This is a genomic window from Streptomyces sp. NPDC000348, from assembly GCF_042898795.1.
Taxonomy (GTDB): Bacteria; Actinomycetota; Actinomycetes; order Streptomycetales; family Streptomycetaceae; genus Streptomyces.
In genome coordinates, this window is sequence record NZ_JBIAZD010000008.1 from 62,240 (window position 1) to 83,720 (window position 21,481).

1 protein-coding gene is annotated in these 21,481 nt (G+C 67.7%); it reads left to right on the plus strand.

Annotated elements, in window-relative coordinates:
- Positions 1–60: 60 nt before the first annotated feature.
- Positions 61–21,477: an EndoU domain-containing protein gene (locus tag ACFY3N_RS17540; protein ID WP_390817570.1), complete on the plus strand. Its 21,417-nt coding sequence runs from the start codon at positions 61–63 to the stop codon at positions 21,475–21,477.
- The last annotated feature ends 4 nt before the right edge of the window (positions 21,478–21,481 follow it).

A 21,481-nucleotide genomic window follows, 5' to 3' on the forward strand; every position in this document is an offset into this window, starting at 1 on the left:
TTCTTCGGCCACCGGGTGGCACCTCTACCGGAATCAACAGCAGAAAGTACTGAATCTGTCATGGCAATCCAGGTCTCACCGCTGGTGAACAACATGCTGTTCGTCCTCATCGGCGAGCGGTTGATGCAGGCGAATGAGGACCTGGCTCGTGACAGTCATGCGGCGTTCAGGAGCTTGGCTCATGATGTCCGTGGCCTGTCGGATGTCATTGAGCGTACGGTTTCGGGTACTGCGAGGGCGCTGCCGCCGCAGGTGGGGAACGATTATGTGCGTGCCATGGGTATGTTCGTGGATTCGGGTGGTACGGGGTATCTGAAGCAGTTCGCGGGGCAGTTGGACGATATTGCCGATGGCCGGGTGAAGACCTCGTACGACATCATGGAAGGCAAGTGGCAGATCAGTGCTGAGGTCATCCGGCTTCTGATCGAGCTGAAGACCCTTTTTTGGTTGTCGGCTGTCACGGGTGGTGCTACTGCGGGCAGGGCGGTGGTTGCGCAGCAGCGGAGTCGTGTGGCGGTGCTGTTGATTCTGCATCAATTGCTGAGCAAGACGCATTTGCTGCCGGTGTTGAGTGAGGCGTTCGAGGAGGCTTTCCAGTCGTTCGCTGTGCGTCTGGGGATGATTGCTTTCACGTCGGGTGAGCAGAGCTTCAACGGCTTCGACTGGGGGCAGATCGGGCAGGACGCGGTGTTCGGTGGTCTTGCCGGTGGATTTTTCGGTGGCATCGTCGGTGGCAACGAGAAGTTTTTGTCCCTGTTCCGTGATGATGTCAGGCGTGGGGCGTTTGCCAAGAGTGTTGCGGATGATGTGACGGTGAAGGTGGGGGCCGAGCCGGGGACTGGTCATGTGGACCGGGGGAGTGGTGTCGCCCGGCAGCCCAATGCTTCCAGTGTTTTCCTTGCCTCGGGTGGTTCGGAGGCGCTTGCGGAGATTCTGGGCAGTGGGTTTTTCAACGGCAACTGGACGACCTCGTGGGACACGTTCCTGGGTGCGGGCGTCAGTGGCAATGTCGGCGAGGGGCTCAATAAGGGTGCGGAGAAGACCGGTCTGGCGATCAATCTGGCGTTCAGCAATCGCTTGTCCTCCGAGGTTTCTTCATGGCCTGCCGGTGCGCAGAACGCCGGGGTGAACACGGTCGGTACCGACGAGGGTGACGGTCGCGGTGGCGGGGTCGCGGTGGGTGGCGGGGAGCCGGCCGCCGGCGGCACGGGCGCTACGGGCAGTGAGGCGGCCGGCGTTGCTGGTACTGCCGGGACTGCCGGTGTCACGGGTGCTGCCGCTGCTGGTGCTGGGGTGGTGTCGGGGCGGACTCCCACGGTGTCTGGTGCGGATGCCGGGGTGTCGGATGCGGGTGTTGCAAGGGATCAGGGCGCGGTGGGGTCGGCCGGGGTGCCGTCTGCCGGGAGCCTGGGAAGTGCGGAGTCGGGCGGGGGCCGGCCGCGTCCGGCCGGTGAGGTGGGCACAGGGTCTGCGGCCGGGGGTGTCACGGAGGTTGCGGCACAGGCGCTGCCTGCCGTGGGTTCGAGCGGCACGGGTGTGTCTGCCGTCGCCGGGCGGCCTGCTGAGGTGGCGGCGGTGGGTGAGGGGCGCGCCCCGGCCGCCGAGGTGACCGCGGGGCTGGAGCCCGCGGAGCCGGTGCAGGTTGTGGCGGGTGCGGTTTCCGGCGGGGCTGGTTCTGCGGCGATGGGAGCGAGTACCGCTGCTGTTCAGGCTGCCGGCCCTGTGGCCGATCCGGGTCGGGTCGCCAACCAGCCGGTGTCTTCCGCCGGTCGGCCGTCCACGGTGTCTGAGCCGGCCGGCGACACGGGGCGTGCTCGTATCGGTGAGCGTAGTGAGCAGGCCGGTGTCCGGCCGTCCGGCCAGGTGAACCCTTCGGCCCGGTCCGGGGCTGGTGACGGCTCGGGCGATGTGGTCGCCGCCGACGTGGTGCAGCAGGCCGAGACCGATGAGCGGACCGTGCCGGAGGCTGAGGATGCCGCGCGGCGGCCGGGCCCCGGTGTGTTGTCCCTGGGTGATGGCCGGGTTGAGGACTCCTCGACGCAGGCTGGTGGGGCTGGGACGGTGCTTTCGGCGGGTCCGGGTGTGTTGTCGGGGGGTTCGTCTGGTCCGGGTCGGTTGTTGGGTTCGGGTGAGGTGCGCACCGATCGTTTCGTCCCGGGGTCGGGGGAAGCGTTCGTTGTGGAGGCTGGCGAGGGCGGGTTGCCTGGTCGGGTGCTGCCTGGCGGGTCGGGGGGGTCGGGTGAGTGGACGGAGGTCGGGTTTCTTTGGGAGTGGTATGCCGGTGACCGGCCCGGTCAGGAGACGGTCCGTCTGACCCGCCGGATCTTCCTTGACGGCCAGGGTGTGGATCCCGTCCGGGTGGAGGTGATGCGGCGCAACGCTGTCGCGGGTGTGGCGGAGTTGAACGCGCAGGGGGTCCGGTTGCCGGCTGTCCGGCCGGGGGGCCTGGTCGATGGCTCGGATCCGTCGGGGCCGCGGTTGGAGCTCGTGGTGGAGTTCGTCGATTCCGTGGCGGACGCGCATGATGTGGTCCAGGTCAGGGACGGGCGGCCTCAGGCTCCTGGGGAGATGGTGCAGAACGTCTGGTATACGCAGGCGTCCCCGGTTCTGCTTGCCCATGAGATCGCGCACGGTTACGGACCCCGTGATGCGCAGGCCCACGATGATGGGGTCCGTGATGGTGGGCGGGCACTGCTGACGTCGCCGCGTGATGAGGAGGGTCGGCCGCTGGGGGTGCCGCTGACTTCTCATGACGATGAGGCGCAGCAGGCGGGTGAGGGCCGATGGGATCTGATGGGCCCGATCGACCTCGGTGAGCCGGGGCGGTCCTACGGGCTCACGCCGCATGAACTCGGGCAGATCGCCGACATTCTGAGTCCTTTCCTGCACCGCGGGGTCAGCGCTCCGAAGCCCCGTGTGGTGCAGGAGACGGCGTATGCGCGGCCGGCGGCCCCGGTCCATTCCGACGAGGGGCTCGGGTTCGAGGACGGGCTCGGGTTCGATGTGGATGTGGAGTCCGGGGGTTTCGGGGGCTTCGGTGTGTTTCCCGGTGATGACGGGGAGGCCGTGGGGTCGCGGGTGTGGGCTGTCGGGTCGGTGGATGAGGACGCGGACGTTTTCGCTCTGGCCGAGGAGTATTCGGGGTCGGCGGTGCGTCTGGGGGACGGTGTCGAGGCGTCCCGGACGGAGTCTGCGGAGAGTGGCCTCGTTGCGGGGGGCGGCAAGCGGCTCGGTGGTTCGGAGTCTTCGGTGGACGAGGACGACACCGATCGAAGCGCGCAGTATGGGTCGAAGCGGCGGCGTATCGAGGGTGAGGCCGGCACCGGCGGTGGCGAGGGTGTGCGGGACGAGGGCGCGGACAGCGACCAGGAAGCCCTGAATACGGCATCCGCGGGCCTCACTGAGCTGCTCGGGTCGGACTTCGGTTCACAGTCTGTTTCGGCGGGTGGGCCTGCCGATGTGGACATGGAGGGCTCGGAGGAGTTCGCGGGTTCGGCTGGATCGGTGGGGCTGTCGTCTGCGGTGGGTGGGGACGCGTCCGGTGCGGTTGGTGCCTCGGATCCGGGCGGGGCCGGCAGTGATGCGCGGCGGGAGCTGGAGGAGGCCGTCGATGACCTGACGTCCAAACTGGGATCGCTGGACGCCCTGCTCCAGAAGATTGGTGCCGCTCCAAAGGACAAGGAGGCCATCCGGGAAGAGGAATGGCACTTGGTGTCGCCCGAGGTGATGGACGCGATTTATGAAAAGCGGGAAAAATACCGTGATGCGCCGCGGTTCGCAGTCCGGGCGCAGGTCGCTCGGCAACAAGTAATTTGGCTGCAGAAGGAGAGGAGTAAGGGGTCCTCATACATCGCCAACAAAGTGGGAGTCACGAGGAATCAAGTAGAACACTTCAGGTATGGTCACCACGTTTTGCCGTTGGCGGCCTTGATGAGGATTGCTGGTCTGTATGCGGCTGAGGGGGGGGCGGAACTGCAGGTGCAGCAGCCTGACTCGCAGCGGGAGCTGGAGGATGTTGTCGATGATCTGACGTCCAAACTGGGGTCGCTGGACGCCCTGTTCGAGGAGATTGGTGCCGATTCTGGCGACGACAAGAAGGCCATCCAGGACGAGGAATGGCACTTGGTGTCGCCCGAGGTGATGGACGCGATTCATCGTTTGCGGGAAACGTACCGTGATGCGCCGCGGTTCGCAGTCCGGGCGCAGGTCGCTCGGCAGCAAGTGATTTGGCTGCAGTGGAAGAAGAAGGGGTTCTCATATGTCGCCAACAAAGTGGGGGCCACGAGGAATCAAGTGAGACACTTCAGGTATGGTGACCAAGTTTTGCCGTTGGCGACCTTGATGAGGATTGCTGATCTTTATGCGGCTGAGGGAGGGCCGGAACTGCAGGTGCAGCGGCTTCACTCGCAGCGGTCTTCTTCGGAGGAGATTCCGGCCGAGCTGAGTGAATTCCTGGACGGGGTGCGCTTGGACGAGTTGGAGGACCCGCCGGCCGCGGGGTCCGTGGATACGGTCACGACTGCGCTGCTCGGGTCGGGCTTCGGTTCACAGTCTGTTTCGGCGGACGGGCCTGCCGATGTGGACATGGAGGGCTCGGGGGAGTTCGCGGGTTCGGCTGGATCGGTGGGGCTGTCGTCTGCGGTGGGTGGGGACGCGTCCGGTGCGGTTGGCGCCTCGGATCCGGGCGGGGCCGGCAGTGATGCGCGGCGGGAGCTGGGGGAGGCCGTCGATGACCTGACGTCCAAACTGGGATCGCTGGACGCCCTGTTCAAGGAGATTGGTGCCGGTCCAAAGGACAAGAAGGCCATCCGTGAAAAGAAATGGCAATTGGTGTCGCTCCAGGTGGTGGACGCGATCCATGAAAAGCGGAGAGAGTACCGTGATGCGCCGCGGTTCGCAGTTGCGGTGCAGGTCGCTCGGCAGCAAGTGATTTGGCTGCAGTGGGAGAAGAAGGGGTTCTCATATATCGCCAACAAAGTGGGAGCCACGAGGAATCAAGTTCGCAACTTCAGGTATGGTCGCCAAGTTTTGTCGTTGGCGACCTTGATGAGGATTGCTGATCTGTATGCGGCTGAGGGGGGGCCGGAACTGCAGGTGCAGCAGCCTGACTCGCAGCGGTCTTCCCCGGGTGGGGCCGACAGTGATGCGCGGCGGCTGGAGGAGGCCGTCGATGATCTGAAGTCCAAACTGGGTTCGTCGAGAGCCCTGTTCAAGGAGATTGGTGCCGGTCCAAAGGACAAGGAGGCCATCCGTGAAAAGAAATGGCAATTGGTTTCGCTCCAGGTGGTGGACGCGATCCATGAAAAGCGGAGAGAGTACCGTGATGCGCCGCGGTTTGCAGTTGCGGTGCAGGTCGCTCGGCAACAAATGGTGTGGCTGCAGAGGGAGAGGGGGTTCTCATACGTCGCCAAAAAAGTTGGACTCACGAGGAATCAAGTTCGCAACTTCAGGCATGGTGACCAACTTCTGTCGTTGGCGACCTTGATGAGGATTGCTGGTCTGTACGCGGCTGAGAGGGAGCGGGAGCTGCAGGTGCAGCGGCTTCACTCGCAGCGGTCTTCTTCGGAGGAGGTTTCGGCCGGGCTGAGCTTGGACGAGTCGGAGGACCCGCCGGCCGCGGGATCCGCGGATAGGGTCACGGCTGCGCTGCTCGGGTTCGAGGACGGGCTCGGGTTCGATGTGGATGTGGAGTCCGCGGGTTTTGGGGACTTCGGTGTGTTTCCCGGTGATGACGGGGAGGCCGTGGAGTCGCAGGTGGGGGCTGTCGGGGCGGTGGATGAGGACGCGGACGTTTTCGCTCTGGCCGAGGAGTATTCGGGGCCGGCGGTGCCTCCGGGTGCCCAGGGTGATGCTTCGGCGGCGGACGGGGTGGATGACGGTGTCGAGGCGTCCCGGGCGTCCCGGACGGAGTCGGCGGAGAGTGGCCTCGTTGCGGGGGGCGGTAAGCGGCACAGTGGTTCGGAGTCTTCGGTGGACGAGGACGACACCGATCGAAGCGCGCAGCGTGGGTCGAAGCGGCGGCGTATCGAGTGGCTCTACGGGCTCGGCGCGGCGGATGCCGTCGATGACGTGCTGGGCGGGTTGGGCGGGATTGATCTGAGCAGTGCCTGGGGCATGGTCCCCGGCGCAGAATCCGAGGTGTCCTTCCCCGGCGCGGTGGAGACTGGCCGGGCCCGGATCGAGCCGGTTCCGCTCGATCGAGAGGACGCCCCCCAGTGGGTCGGGGAGCCCTACGGGGGCTGCCTGTGGATCAGGCACTTCGAGGCACGCCGGTATCTGCTGCCGTCGGGCGAGTTCGTCTCCGTCGCGGTGGTCCGCCTGTTCCTCGACCAGGAACCGGGTCAGCAGATCCCCGGAGAGGCGCTCACCGAGCTGGGGCAGCGCGCCCAGCAGGGTGTCGACGAGCGGTGGAACACCGGCCACAGGCTGCCCAACGGCGATCTCTTCCGGGTCGAGCTGGAGTTCGTGAACGAGAGGGATTCCGTACACCACGTCGTGACCGTGCACTCCGGCAATCCGCGTGCCGACCACATGAACTGGGGAACCGACACGGGACCGGAGGTGCTGGCGCACGAGGTGGGGCACCTGCTGGGCCTGGAGGACGAGTACCGGGAAGGCGACCGCAACCGCCAGCGTGCCGTGTATGAGGACGAGGGCCTGATGGGCCCCTTCGCGCGGGACGGCCGGGGCCGTCCCGCGGTGGACAACGACCACCTCGCCGTAGTGGACTCGGGCCGGATGCGGATCGCTCCGCGGTACCTGCGCCAGTTGGGGGCGTGGATCGAGGGCGCCCTGAAGACGGCCAGGCTCCAGACCGCGCACGGGGTGGCCTTCTCCACCGAGGACACCCTGTACCCGCGCGCGGACGGGCTGCCCACGCGCGCCCACTTCGCCCTGGACGTGCGCAGGTCGGTGCTGTACGGCGAGGCCCGCACCGGTGGGGGCGGGCGCATCACTCCCGCACCGGCCTCGGACCGTCCCCGGCCTGTGGCGCTGGAGGGCACGGACAGGCCCAACGGGACCTACCGCGCCACCTATCCGGACCTGCACCGGCGACCAGTACGGGAGAATCTCACCGATCTGATCGCAGGCGGTCTCCTGCTTCCGGCTCACCCGGACCCGGGGCCGGACCCGGGGCTGATGATGTTCCCCGCGCACTGGACCGAGGAGGACGCGGTCTACGCCGCCGAGCAGGCCTACCTGCACGCCCTGCGGAACGGCACCGTCCAGGCGGTGCCCGGGCGGTACGGTGTCCACACGTGGCGGGGCGAGTACGCCGGCGTGTGGATCGAGGGAGAGGTCCGGCAGGGGGTCTTCACCGGCTTCCGCCCGAGCGACGACCAGGCCGACACCCTCCCCCCGCCTCATGCCGCACCCCCTGCACTTGCCGCCGACAACCACGGCGGTCCGGTCTTCGGCCGTCATGTGGAGGACCTGGTCCGGTACGGCGACCGCCGCACCCGCACCGGCGCCCACCACGAACCCGGACTGACGCCGGCGGACCAGATGAGGTTCCACGGTCTGCAGATCAACCGCGGCCAGGAGCACCACAACAAGACGTACGACGCCCAGGTCTTCTTCCTCCACCCCGGGCTCCGCGTGGGTGAGAGCCGCCCGTTCCTGCCCCGTGCATGGGAGCAGCACGTGGACGGGGACAAGCATGTGATGTTCCCTCGCGAGTGGAAACCGGACACGCTGCTGGACAACGTGGAGAAGGCGCACGGGTCCGCGCTCGACGCGGGCACCGTCAGACAGGTCGACGACCGTGGCACGTACCACTGGGTCGGTACGGCCGCGGGCGTCCGCATCGAGGGCCTGGTCCGCGACGGACGGCATCTCGTCTTCCGGCCCACGTACGTTCAAGCGCACGTCAGCTGGCCCGAGTCCAGGCCGGTCGGCGAGGTGCGGGTTCCCTCGGTGACGGTCGCGAGCGACGACGGCCGGGTGCTCCCCTTCGACATCCGGCACCTGCTGTTCGCCAACGGTCAGCGCGCTGTCGAGCTGACCGTCCGGATACATCTCGCCCCCGCGCCCGGCACCGATCTCGCATGGATGGACGAGACCTTCGACAAGGTTCGGCAAGCGATGCGCGGTGCCTTCATGCGGACCGCGAACGTGTCGCCGATGAACGGTGCTCTGGTCGGGCTGACGCTGCTGCGCACCGATGACGTGGAGCAGGCCCATCACACACTGTTGGTGGTCGGGCGCGACGAGCGCCTCATGATCGGTGGAATCGTCGGCTTTGTGCCGAACGGCGCCGAACTGCGCACTTTCGTCGAGCAACTGGTGTACGGCTGGGCGCCGCCCGCCGACGCCTGGCGACTGCCCGCCGACGCCGACCAGGACGACGGATCTTGGGCACTGAGCCATGCCGTCGAGCGACTCGCATTCGCCGACCCCTTCGGCCGGCCCACCACACTGCGTGAACCCGATCCCTCGGCGAGGGGTGACTGGCCCTCGAACGTCCCGTCCGACGCCCCGTCGGCTCCGCCGGCGGACTTCGGCGACCTGGACGAAATGGAAATCTTCATCCTGTCCCTGGACGGTTTCGCTCTGGCCGAGGAGTATTCGGGGCCGGCGGTGCCTCTGGGTGCCCGGGATGATGTTTCGGTGGCGGGCGGGGTGGATGACGGTGTCGAGGCGTCCCGGACGTCCCAGACGGTGCTTTCGGCGGGTCCGGGTGTGTTGTCGGGGGGTTTGTCTGGTCCGGGTCGGTTGTTGGGTTCGGGTGAGGTGCGTACTGATCGTTTCGTCCCGGGGTCGGGGGAAGCGTTCGTTGTGGAGGCTGGCGAGGGCGGGTTGCCTGGTCGGGTGCTGCCGGGCGGGTCGGGCGGGTCGGGTGAGCGGACGGAGGTCGGGTTCGTCTGGGAGTGGTATGCCGGTGACCGGCCAGGTCAGGAGACGGTCCGTCTGACCCGCCGGATCTTCCTTGACGGCCGGGGTGTGGATCCCGTCCGGGTGGAGGTGATGCGGCGCAACGCTGTCGCGGGTGTGGCGGAGTTGAACGCGCAGGGGGTCCGGTTGCCGGCTGTCCGGCCGGGGGGCCTGGTCGATGGCTCGGATCCGTTGGGGCCGCGGTTGGAGCTCGTGGTGGAGTTCGTCGATTCCGTGGCGGACGCGCATGATGTGGTCCAGGTCAGGGACGGGCGGCCTCAGGCTCCTGGGGAGATGGTGCAGAACGTCTGGTATACGCAGGCGTCTCCGGTTCTGCTTGCCCATGAGATCGCGCACGGTTACGGACCCCGTGATGCGCAGGCCCGTGATGGTGGGCGGGCACTGCTGACGTCGCCGCGTGATGAGCGGGGTCGGCCGCTGGGGGTGCCGCTGACTTCTCATGACGATGAGGCGCAGCAGGCGGGTGAGGGCCGATGGGATCTGATGGGCCCGATCGACCTCGGTGAGCCGGGGCGGTCCTACGGGCTCACGCCGCATGAGCTCGGGCAGATAGCCGACATCCTGAGCCCCTTCCTGCACCGCGGGGTCAGCGCTCCGAAGCCCCGTGTGGTGCAGGAGACGGCGTATGCGCGGCCGGCGGCCCCGGTCCGTTCCGACGAGGGGCTCGGGTTCGATGTGGATGTGGAGTCCGGGGGTTTTGGGGACTTCGGTGTGTTTCCCGGTGATGACGGGGAGGCCGTGGGGTCGCGGGCGTGGGCTGTCGGGTCGGTGGATGAGGACGCGGAGGTTTTCGCTCTGGCCGAGGAGTATTCGGGGCCGGCCGGGGTGGATGACGTTGACGAGGGCGCGGACAGCGTCCCGGAAGACCTGAATACGGCATCCGCGAGCTTCACTGAGCTGCTGCCGGACTTTGGTTCCCAGTCTGTTTCGGCGGGTGAGCCTGCCGATGTGGACATGGAGGGCTCGGAGGAGTTCGCGGGTTCGGCTGGATCGGTGGGGCTGTCGTCTGCGGATGACGGTGTCGAGGCGTCCCGGACGTCCCGGACGGAGTCTGCGGAGAGCGGCCTCGTTGCGGGGGGCGGCAAGCGGCTTGGCGGTTCGGAGTCTTCGGTGGACGAGGACGACACCGATCGAAGCGCGCAGTATGGGTCGAAACGGCGGCGTGTCGAGGTTGAGGCCGGCACCAGCGGTGGCGAGGGCGTGCGGGACGAGGGCGCGGACAGCGACCAGGAAGACCTGAATACGGCATCCGCGGCCATCACTGAGCTGTTCGGGTCGGACTTCGGTTCACAGTCTGTTTCGGCGGGCGGGCCTGCCGATGTGGACATGGAGGGCTCGGGGGAGTTCGCGGGTTCGGCTGGATCGGTGGGCCTGTCGTCTGCGGTGGGTGGGGACGCGTCCGGTGCGGTTGGTGCCTCGGACCCGGGCGGGGCCGGCAGTGATGCGCGGCGGGAGCTGGAGGAGGCCGTCGACGGTCTGAGGATCAAACTGGGATCGCTGGACGCCCTGTTCCGGAAGATTGGTGCCGATCCTGACGACGAGAAGGCCATCCGGAACGAGGAATGGCACTCGGTGTCGCCCGAGGTGATGGACGCGATTTATGAACAGCGGGAAAAGTACCGTGATGCGCCGCGGTTCGCAGTCCGGGCGCAGGTCGCTCGGCAGCAAGTGGCGTGGCTGCAGAAGGAGAGGGACAAGACTCTCTCAGACATCGCCAACGAAGTTGGAGTCACGAAGTATCAAGTCCACAACTTTAGGAATGGCAACCGAATTCTGTCGGTGGCGGTCTTGAAGAGGATTGCTGGTCTGTATGCGGCTGAGGGAGGTCCGGAGCTGCAGGTGCAGCAGCTTGACTCGCAGCGGTCTTTGCCGGGCGGGGCCGGCAGTGATGCGCGGCGGGAGCTGGAGGAGGTCGTCGACGGTCTGAGGTCCAAACTGGGTTCGCTGGGCGCCCTGCTCCGGGAGATTGGTGCCGAGTCTGACGACGAGAAGGCCATCCGGAACGAGGAATGGCGCTCGGTGTCGCTCCAGGTGATGGACGCGATCCATGAACAGCGGGAAAAGTACCGTGATGCGCCGCGGTTCGCAGTTGGGGTGAAGGCCGCTCGGCAGCAAGTGGCGTGGCTGCAGCAGGAGAAGAATAAGACTCTCTCAGACATCGCCAACGAAGTTGGAGCCACGGCGGACCAAGTCGGACACTTCAGGCAGGGTAAGTATTTTCTGCGGGCGGCGGTCTTGATGAAGATTGCTGGTCTGTATGCGCGTGAGGGGGGGCCGGATCTGCAGGTGCAGCGGCTTCACTCGCAGCGGTCTTCTTCGGAGGAGGTTCCGGCCGGGCTGAGTGAAGTCCTGGACGAGGTGGAGGACCCGCCGGCCGCGGAGTCCGTGGATAGGGTCACGGCTGCGCTGCTCGGGTCGGACCTTGGTCCACAGCCTGTTTCGACGGGCGAGCCTGCGGAGGTGGGTGGGGACGAGTGGGCGGAGGTGGCTGCGCTGCTCGGGTCGGAGTCCGATCCGCGCCCTGTCTCGCCGGACGAGGATTCAGGCGTTCTATCCGAGGAGTACTCGGGGCCGGCGGCCGTGCATCTGAGGGCCCAGGATGACGCTTCGGCGGCGGACGGGGTGGATGACAGTGTCGAGGCGCTCCGAACGTCCCAGACGGTGCCTTCGGCCGCTCCGAGCATGCTGTCGGGGGGTTCGTCCGGTCCGGGCCGGTTGTTGGGCTCGGGTGAGGTCCGCACCGATCGTTGGATTCCATGGCGTCGTGATGGGGAACGGCCCGTTGAGCCGTTCGAATTCGCTGTTGCGCCGGACGGTAGGCGCAGAGTGCAGCGGCCTGATGGGCAGCGTGGGTTTTCCGGTGAGCGGACGGAGGTCGGGTTTCTTTGGGAGTGGTATGCCGGTGACCGGCCCGGTCAGGAGACGGTCCGTCTGACCCGCCGGATCTTCCTTGACGGCCGGGGTGTGGATGCGGGTCGGGTGGAGGTGATGCGGCGCAACGCTGTCGCGGGTGTGGCGGAGTTGAACGCGCAGGGGGGCCGGTTGCCGGCTGCCCGGCCGGGGGGCCTGGTCGATGGCTCGGATCCGTCGGGGCCGCGGTTGGAGCTCGTGGTGGAGTTCGTCGATTCCGAGGCGGACGCGCATGACGTGGTCCAGGTCAGGGACGGGCGGCCTCAGGCTCCTGGGGACATGGTGCAGAACGTCTGGTATACGCAGGCGTCTCCGGTTCTGCTTGCCCATGAGATCGCGCACGGTTACGGGCCTGGTGATGCGCAGGCCCACGATGGTGAGGCCCGTGATGGTGGGCGGGCGTTGCTGGCGTCGCCGCGTGATGAGCGGGGTCGGCCGCTGGGGGTGCCGCTGACTTCTCATGACGATGAGGCGCGGCAGGCGGGTGAGGGCCGATGGGATTTGATGGGCCCGATCGACGTCGGTGAGCCGGGGCGGTCCTACGGGCTCACGCCGCATGAACTCGGGCAGATAGCCGACATCCTGAGCCCCTTCCTGCACCGCGGAGTCAGCGCCCCGAAGCCCCGGATGGCTGCGGAAGCGCTCTCCCCTGACGCGGCACCCGCGGTGAACATGAGCATGGTGGAGGAGCGCGATCGCCGTTTCGTGCGGCAGAGTCATCCGGGGGAGATCCTGTTTCGATTTGATGATCGTCCGCCGGAGGAAATCTATAAGGTCGGCGGCTTTCACCCTCGAGCTCCCGAAAACCTCACTCAAATTTGGGATTGGGCCAAATATACAAATTCTCCGTCGCAGTTTGTCTCGACCACCCGTAAACCCGAACTGTGGTTCAAGGGAAAGCGATATCGTTACGAGATCCATACATCGCTTATGGAGGACCCCTGCGGCATCGACATCAATGTCACCATAACCCTGCAAAAGGTGGGTGGACGGCTCCCTCGGGATTGGAGGAATTATTACCCGCGCGAGGAAGAGATCGCCTTCACAGGTTCGATTCCGGCGGAGGCTGTCGTCAGCTTTTATGACGGACACGAAAAGCGTAGGGGGACCTGGAATCCTGAATCCGGCGAGGTCGAGTGGTCGGCCGATGGTGAGGAGCAGCAGGGCGCGGTGCTCCCGTCTCCTGACCAGCTCGGTCAACCAGGTGGGGGTTCGGAGCCGACCGGCGTGCCGCATGTGACCGAGTCTGCCCCTCCGCCTGCGTCGGTTGACTCTGTGCCGGCCGGTGCGGGCGGGTCTGAGGCTTCGTCCGATCCGAGTGAATCGTCTGACACTTCGAGTGCCGACGGCAGCGACGGGAACGAGATGGCGTCGCCCGATGCGACGCCCGCGTTGTCGCACGAGCAGGCTGATGGGCCAATGGTGACGGCTGGGAACCCGGCCGGCCTGGATCCGGAGCCCGGGGACGCCGGCGTGAATCCCGACGATGACGAGTCCTCGGCGATGGCCGATCTGCAGTCGACCACTGCAACTGCCGTCGCGCAGGACGAAGATGATGGTGCGTGGACTGGGCGGCCCGCGCCCGGCCGACCGGAACTCGGGGAGAACGTCGCACTGGCTGCTGGCCTGTCGGCCGACGGCGAGGACTCCTCGAGACGGGCCGGTGGGGCGGGGGTGTCTTCGGTCGGTCCAGGTGTGTTGCCGGGGGATTCGTCCGGTCTGGGCGAGCTGTTGGGTTCGGGTGAGGTTCGTACCGATCGTTGGCTTCCTTATGGTGTCAATCCTGGACGGTCCGATGAGGAACGGTCCGAGGGAAATCGGCGTCGGGATGGGGAACGGCCCGTTGAGCCGTTCGAATTCATTGTCGCGCCGGACGGCAGGCGCAGAGTGCAGCGGCCTGACGGTCGGCGTGGGCATTCCGGTGAACGGACGGAGGTCGGCTATGGCTGGGAGTGGTACGCCGGTGACCGGCCCGGGCAGGAGACCATCCGCCTGACCCGCCGGCTCTTCCTCGAAGACCAGGATGCGGATCCGGCTCGGGTGGCTGCCATGCGTCTGCGTCTCGCTGCGTTTATGGAGCAGGTGAACCGGGAGGGGAACCGGCTGAACGTTTTCCAGCCTGATCAGGTCACCGGCCCGCAGTTGCCTGGCCCCCGGGTGCAGTTCGCTGTGGAGTTTGTCGGTTCGAAGGACCGCGCGCACCAGGAGGTTCAGGTCCGGGACGGCCTGCCCGGTGGAGACCGGGACATGGTCCAGAACCGTTGGTACACCGATGTGCACCCGGCTGCCCATTTCCATGAAGTCTTCCACGGATACGGTCCCCGTGACGACGATGCCTCGGAGAAGGTCCTGCTCACGCCTGGAGGGCGCAGCACACAGGTGCTTTCTGCGGGTGAATCGAGCTTGATGGGGAAATTTGAGAATCTTCAATCGCGCATCGTCATCACGTCCGACCATCTCCAGCAGATCGCAGATATCCTGACCCCCTACCTTCCTTATGGCGGCCGCGCCCTCACAGACCGGGTCCCTGCTGATGGCGCCGCCGGGGGTGAGGCAGACGCGGTGGTGGTGCGGCCGACCGCGGAACCCGCTACGGAGTCGGTTGCCCTTTCCGACGGTGCTTCCCCTGGTGAGACACAGGAGGCGCCAGTCAGCGGAGACACGGCGCCTGCGGTGGACTACCGCATGGTGCACAAGCCGGAGATGGCACCTTCCGGCAGTGGCCTCGACCACGAGCCCACTGAGCCGGGCGACGACTCCGCGAGTGTCCCGGATGCCGGTCGGCAGGAAATCGTCTTCGCCCGGATCGAGACGGCACTCGAGGTGCACCGGCCGCCGCGCATCGATCACTCGATGCCGTCGCCGTCCCTTGAGGGCGGACCGGTGCGCTTCGACGATGACAGCAGGCTGCCGGGGTACCTGACCGGGGACGGCGCGGACGACACCGAGGGGCGAAGTTACGGCCACAGCCAGGTCACGTTGCGCGGTGCCGACTTGGCCTTGCAGGAGATCAGCGAGATCGTCTCGACCCACCTCGGCGGCGAAGCGTCGACCGTGCCCGGTCTGAGCGAGGTGCTGGCAGATCTGAGCCAGGCGATGCGCACCGCCCCGCAGACGTTCCACGGTGACGGGTACCAGTCCTCCGCCTTCGGGAACTCCCCGATACGGGTGCTGCGGGTGGTCACCCGGCCGTACGGCAATTGGGAGCGGTTCACCGATCTCCACGGAGAGCCGGTGAAGATGGAAGTCGCTCAGCGCAGCCAGGTCACCGCAGGCGCCGTGCAGTCCGTGGGGGCAGGCCGGCGGGCGGCGCGAGGTGTCTCCGTCCTGCCCGCCCCGGGCGCAGCCGCTTTCGCACGTCTCGGCGTGACAGCCGGCTCCACCCGCACGGCCGAGTACGGCATGCAGGACGAGACGGTCAGCCAGGTGGAGACACGGACGGCGGAGACGTCGCACCTGCATCTGGATGACGTGGCGTACGAGGTCTCCCTCAGCGACGCGCCCGAAACCGTGAGCTCCGGTGGGCGGCCTGCCGGTTCCTCCGCCACAGGAGAGACGTTCACCTTCGCGGTGCGCAACGGGCTGGCGGTGCGGCTGGCGGACAGTGAGACCCTGGCCGCCGATCCGGGCCGTGTGCCGGACCGCATGGAGCTGGACGAGCGGTCCGACTACCGGTTGGTGCACACCGAGGGTTACGGACCGGTCCGGGGGTTGGCGGAGCAGCTCGTCGGCGGATTCGGAGCCGTTCCCGGCAGCGCGGCGTACGAGTACATCACCGGGCTCTTCACCTCGGAGAACTTCCACCGCGCAGCGGACCGTCTGGCCAAGGGCAATGTCCCCTCGGACCCCCTGTTCGCCGAGGACGGATCGCCGCTGGGGGCGTTCGTCGTGGAGAAGGTCGTCCCCGGAGAGGCCGAACTGCTCACCGAAAGCAGAGCCGCCGAGATGCGCCACACCATCCAACAGACAGCCACGAACGAACGGACACTCTCCACGACATCCAGCCGAGGAGTCAATCTCACGCTCGGTCCTTCCTTCGACCTCGGCCCCCTGGGCAGCCTGATGGCCGGCCCCTCTGTCGGCTACGACCGCAGCAGTACGCACAGCAGTACATTCGGCGGTTCGGGAGGGCGGAAGATCGTCGGTCGGGCCAAGAACGTGCCGACCGTCCTCTACAAGGTCCAGAAGACCGTGCATGTGCGCAGGACCGGTGGTGAGGTCATCACGTTCGACACCTGGAGCCTGGACCGGATGACACACACCGAGGCGCGGCGTCTCGCGGGCTGGGACGACGGCACGACTCTCCGCAAGAGGGAACCCGCCAACGAGCCGTATGCCCCGGCCTACTTGACCAAGGACCGCCCCGCTGTACTCGGTATGAGCAGGCCCGAGGCCTTCATCCACGACAGCGACCTCGTGAACGACGAGGACCAGCAGAAGGGCTGGCTGCACGCCTTCACCGACAGGGTGATCGGCAGCGCTGCCAAGACGTACCCGGACCTGCTGGCACCGCTGGAGGACTTCGGCGATCCGAACCACTCACGCTGGCGCGACCGGGAGCACTACAACCTCGCGCTGCGGAACACACTCCGTGTGATGAACGCCCTGTCACATCACCGCATGGCGGGCAGCCTCGAGGAGCTCATGACGGGGCTGGTGATCGAACTGGACGTCGCTCCCGGCATGTTCATGCGCCCTCGCCTTTCGATCAGGATCCGCGGTGTGCTGACCGGGCGCCGCTACGAGGGCACCCAGAACGACCTGATCCTGCGGCACAGCACGCCGGGCACCGAACGCCTCGACGGCTCGCAGAGCACGACGCACACCCGTGAGCTGGGAACCGACGTGTCGCTCTGGGGTTTCGCGGACACCGTGAATGTCTCGGGCGGTTACAACCGGAGAGGGCAGAACGGCCGCGGGACCCAGTATGGAGCCACCGCGTCGCAGGAGCAGCTGGCCATCAGCTCCCTCCCCTCCCACCTGCACAGCTACCGGCTGGAACTGACCGCGGAGATCGGCGGCTTCTGGCGCTACCGCAGCGGGCCGAGGGCGCTCACGCTCGGATGGCTCGGCCGACAGGAATACCTCCAGGACGAAGGGAGCACGGACCTCGTCGGCGGCAGCGCGGACGAGTTCGTGGGCCGGGTCGTGCTGGCCGTACCGGACGAGTACACGCCCGCCACCGATCCGGACGTGGCCGAGGGCACCGTCGCCGTCGAGGCGGTGGAGCTGGACCCCGCGCACACGCAGGCCTTGGCGACCCGTGACACCGCGGTGCTTTCCGAGGGGCATGGTCCTGACGTGTTCGGCGACCAGCCTCACCAGACTCTCGGCGTCGGCGCGGACGAGCGGCTCACGGACGTCGCCGTGGATCTCATGCGAACGGTCTCCGGCGCGTCCTGGCACTTCTCCCGTCCCGGAGCCCTCCCTCATGACGCCATCGTGCGATTCGTCCAGCCGCAGCTCCTGACAGGCGGCTTCGACCAGAGATCCGGGCCTCTCGGCTCGCGGATCTCCGTGATCGCCAAAGGCCACTGGCGGGACAGAGTGGGCGAATTGGTCCACCGCATGCGGATCCTCAACCTGCGCGTGGCATCCGGGCCGATCAAGTTGGGGACGGAGATGAGCGTCAGCAGTGATCTGCGCATGGCGGAGTCGGCGACCGCGGCCACGAGCAGTGGCTGGACCATGTCCGGCGGCGGCACCACAGGCGGGACCGAACTCAGCACCGTCGCCGGAGTGCAGTACCGCAGAGGCAGCTCTCGCACCGAGATCACAAAGGTGACCCGCACCGTCACCTCGGACATCAACCGCGACGACAGTGGCTACAAGATCCTGCTGTCCGGGGACGTTCAGCACGACATCGTGGCATCCGTGCGGCCGGAGGGGATTCTCGGCCCGTACCGCAACAGGTCCGACGGAAAGCAGCTCACCTTCCCCTCGAGCTATCTGGGCCAGGTGTCGGAGAAGGCCGCGCACCAGCTGGGAATCCTGAAGGACGGATTGGGGGACGTCCCCCGCTACGTGTCCCATCAGTGGGCCCAGACCACATGGTGGCACGACCACCCCTTCGGGTCGTATCCCGTCAACTCGTTGGACACCACCAAGGTACTGGCCGCCTTCGACGAGCAGTTGCGGCGCTGGAACGTGGACGAGGCGGACCGTGAGCGCGTGCACTCCCTTGTCACTCCGCGAGCGGTGCGGGCCCTTCGTGAGCAGATGACCTCCACCGGCGCGGCCGCGCGCACCCGGGTCGGCCGTTGGCGCACCCCGTTCCTCCGCATCGGAAGCCGCGCCGGTTCTTTGCGGGTGGAACTCATCGCGGGGGAGTCGGAGTTCGTCGGCCTTGACCACGGCGTCGTCATGGAGGACACCCGGATCGCCACCGTGACCCGGACGGACGGAGGGTCCTCGGCCCGCTCCCGCGGTATCGGTCCGACCGTCATGCAGCAGGTGGCGACGGCGGCCCCGGGATCCGAGCCGGGACTGGGCGGCCTCGAGTCCCTCCGACCGCAGTTCGGTGTGCAGACCACCAGTTCCGACCTGACCTCCCACGGCCGTTCCCGCGCACGCACGAAGCGGCACGTCTTCTACGCCCGAGAGCCGCACGCCGACTACCGCACCCCCTACACGCTGCGGCTCACACTCGACCTCGGAACGGACGAGCCCACCCTCACCGCGGAGGGCCCGGTGGGCACACTGCGCGAGCAGGTGCCGCTGAGCTTGAGCGTTGCGCGCATCGGCCAGGCGGACGATGTGCTCGGCCCGCCCTCGCTGGACGACCCCAGCGGTTCGGTCGTCCTGTGGCCGAGGGACGGCGCCGTCCTCCGGCACATCGCCGCGTGGCGTTCCGCACGGCAGCCGCACGGCGCACAGGGGCCGATCCGGTTGCCGTCCAGCGGCTTCCATGTCCGCCGGATCGTCGGCCTCGAAACGCTGAGGGAAGCCGGCGTTCTGGCCATCGCCACGGCATACGGCTCCTTCGTCGCTCCCGCCGGCTCACCCCTCACGCTGACCGGCGAGGACCTGGCCGACGCCCTGGGAGAGGCCCGCAGCACCGGGCTGACCCGCCCCGGAACCGACTCTGCGCTGGCCCTGGACAACGCAACCGGCGACGCGGCACTGGCCGCCTTCTTCGAGGACAGCGCGACCGCCACCGGTTACGAGGTCCCCGGCCTGAACGAGGGCGGCAGCGCCGGTGACTACCGGCTCTACTCCGGACCGGACTTCACCCGGGCCACGCTGCTGGCGGTGATACCGGTCAGCACCATGGAGAGCGCCGAACGGCACAGCGCAGGCCGGGTGGGGACTCAGGAGCACGCGAGCGGCTTCGAGTACTCACTCGGCGGGCGGGCGGCTTTCGCCGCCGACGATGCGGGCTCTGTCGCCCCGTCCGCCTCCATGGCCGGCCCGAGCACCGCGGAGGCCGGTGGTCAGGCCGTCGCCGGCCAGGAGAGCGCCCAGCTCAACACCAAGGTCGCCGGCCGCAGCTTCGTGTTCGCGATCCCGACCGACTGGCTCGGCGTGGCGGAGGTGACCCGCAGCAGCCCGTTCGGTCCCATCAAGTCCCGTCCGCAGGCGGTTGAGACACAGGGCACGATCATCGCCCTGGTCCACGAGGACGTGGCCCGCGAATGGGGCCTGATCAACGACGGGAACTTCCCGTCCCGGGTCGCGGACGCCTGGACCCAGGTCGTCAAGGCGGGCCAGGCCTGGACGGACGCGGACAGCACCTACTGGGAGCAGCGTCGCGCCCTGGCCGATCTGCAGGGGGAGGAACGAAAGCGTAAGCGGGCCTCCATGAAGGATCTGCCGCAACGGGCCAGGGCCCAGGCCACCATGAATCATCTGCTGCAGCAGGCCGACGCCGCGGCCGAGGAGTTCCACCGCGTGCGGGCGGCGGCCGACCGGCTCACACGGTGGCACCAGCTGCCGGCCGAAGCCCACCAGGCCGGTGAGCCGGAGCTGCGCGCAGGCCTGACCGAACCGCCGCCTGTGGTCTTCCAGCCGGTCCCGGTGGCGGAGACCGACAGCGCCGACGCCGAGCGCTACACCGTGCGGGAAAGCACACCCGACGGTCCTGGCCGGCTCATCTCGCCGGGAGGCGACCACTACACGGTTCACGACGTCCCCACCGACGGCGACGCCTTCTTCCACGCCCTCGCCGAAGCAGTGCACCACGCAGCCCCCGACCGGCTCACCGCCCGGGTGGACGTGGCCGACCGGCAAAAGATCATCGACGGTCTGCGGCGCCTGCTCGCCGACGAGCTGAGCAACCCCGGGGCCCGCGGTCTGCTCAAGTTCACGTCGCCCGACACCAAGGACACATTCAGCGATGCGGAACTGGCCGCCAGTGGCGTGGCCTTCCGCGAGGGCAGCCCCGAGCGCCGCGAGTACGAGGACTCGGGCCGTATACCGCTGCACGCGGAGCTGCCGGCCGAGCAGCGTCGACGTCTGGCCAGTACGCAGTTGCTGCGCAGCGGGGACACCGAGGGCGACGCGGGATGGAACCACGGCGCCGCCGACCTGCAACCCTCGCTCGCCGCCCGTGTCTTCGGCGCGCGGATCACCGTGGTCCGTGCGGACGGAGCGTTCCAGGACTTCCGGCCCCTGGACACCGTCGGTGAAGGAGCGGACGAGGAACTGGTGCACCGCGTCCCCGACGAAGAGCTTGTGCACATGGTGCTGCTGTCGAAGGACGGGCACTATCTGCCGGCCCTGCCGTCCGGCGACCCTCGGCGAGAGCCGCCGCTGCCCGCTCCGGCCGAGCGGGACACGATTGCCGGGGCCCTGGAAACCGAGACGCCCGGCGGCCAAGGGCTGCGTCCCGCGTACTCGACACCACCGTGGGAACGCGGAGCCACCAGCACCTGGCGCGCTGTCGTCACCCACGGGAAGCCGGCCACACTCGTCGACCCGGGCGGCACCGTTCACGAGCTCAAGGAACCAACCGGTGACGGCAACGGCTTCTGGTCCGGGATCGCCGACGCGCTGGAGCTGGCGGGTGCCACCGCGTCGGCCGCCGAGGTTCGGCAGCAGTCCATTCCCACGTCCCTCCGGTTGGACCGTGAGCGGCCGTTCACGGACGAGGAGCTCGTTCGCGCCGGGCTCTCCGAGAACGGCATCCTGTCTGCACGCCTGCGGCGAGCCGATGGCCGGATCCCCGCGGATTTCGAACTGACGAGAAGTCAGGAAGAAGCCCTCATCCGTCAGCAGGTGTTCACACCCCGCCGCTGGGACGACGCGACGGAGCGGAACGCAGCCGAGCTGGCAGCCGCCCGGGGCTTGACCCTGACGGTGGTCGCGGAGGACGGCACCTCGCGTACCCATGCCCCCAGCGACGGGACGAGCGGGCCGAGAGTGATCCTCTGGCGCAGGGGCAGGGATTACCTGCGGGCCGAGCGGCCGATGCCCGATCCGAAGCTCGTCGATCTGCTGAACGAGCCGGCCTTCGCGGAGACCCGTGTACGGCGTGAGCATCTGGAGGCGATCGGGCTGTCCTTCTCGCCGGAAGAGACGACCATGTGGCTGCTCGCGCCGGAAATCATGGTGCGGGAATTCCGGCTGAGCGTGGAGAACCGTGAGGCCCTGCTGCGTGCTCATCCGGACGATCTCTTCCCCGCGTCGGTGAGGGACGCCTACAAGAGGTTGGGGCCGGGCGGGAACGCGTGACGGG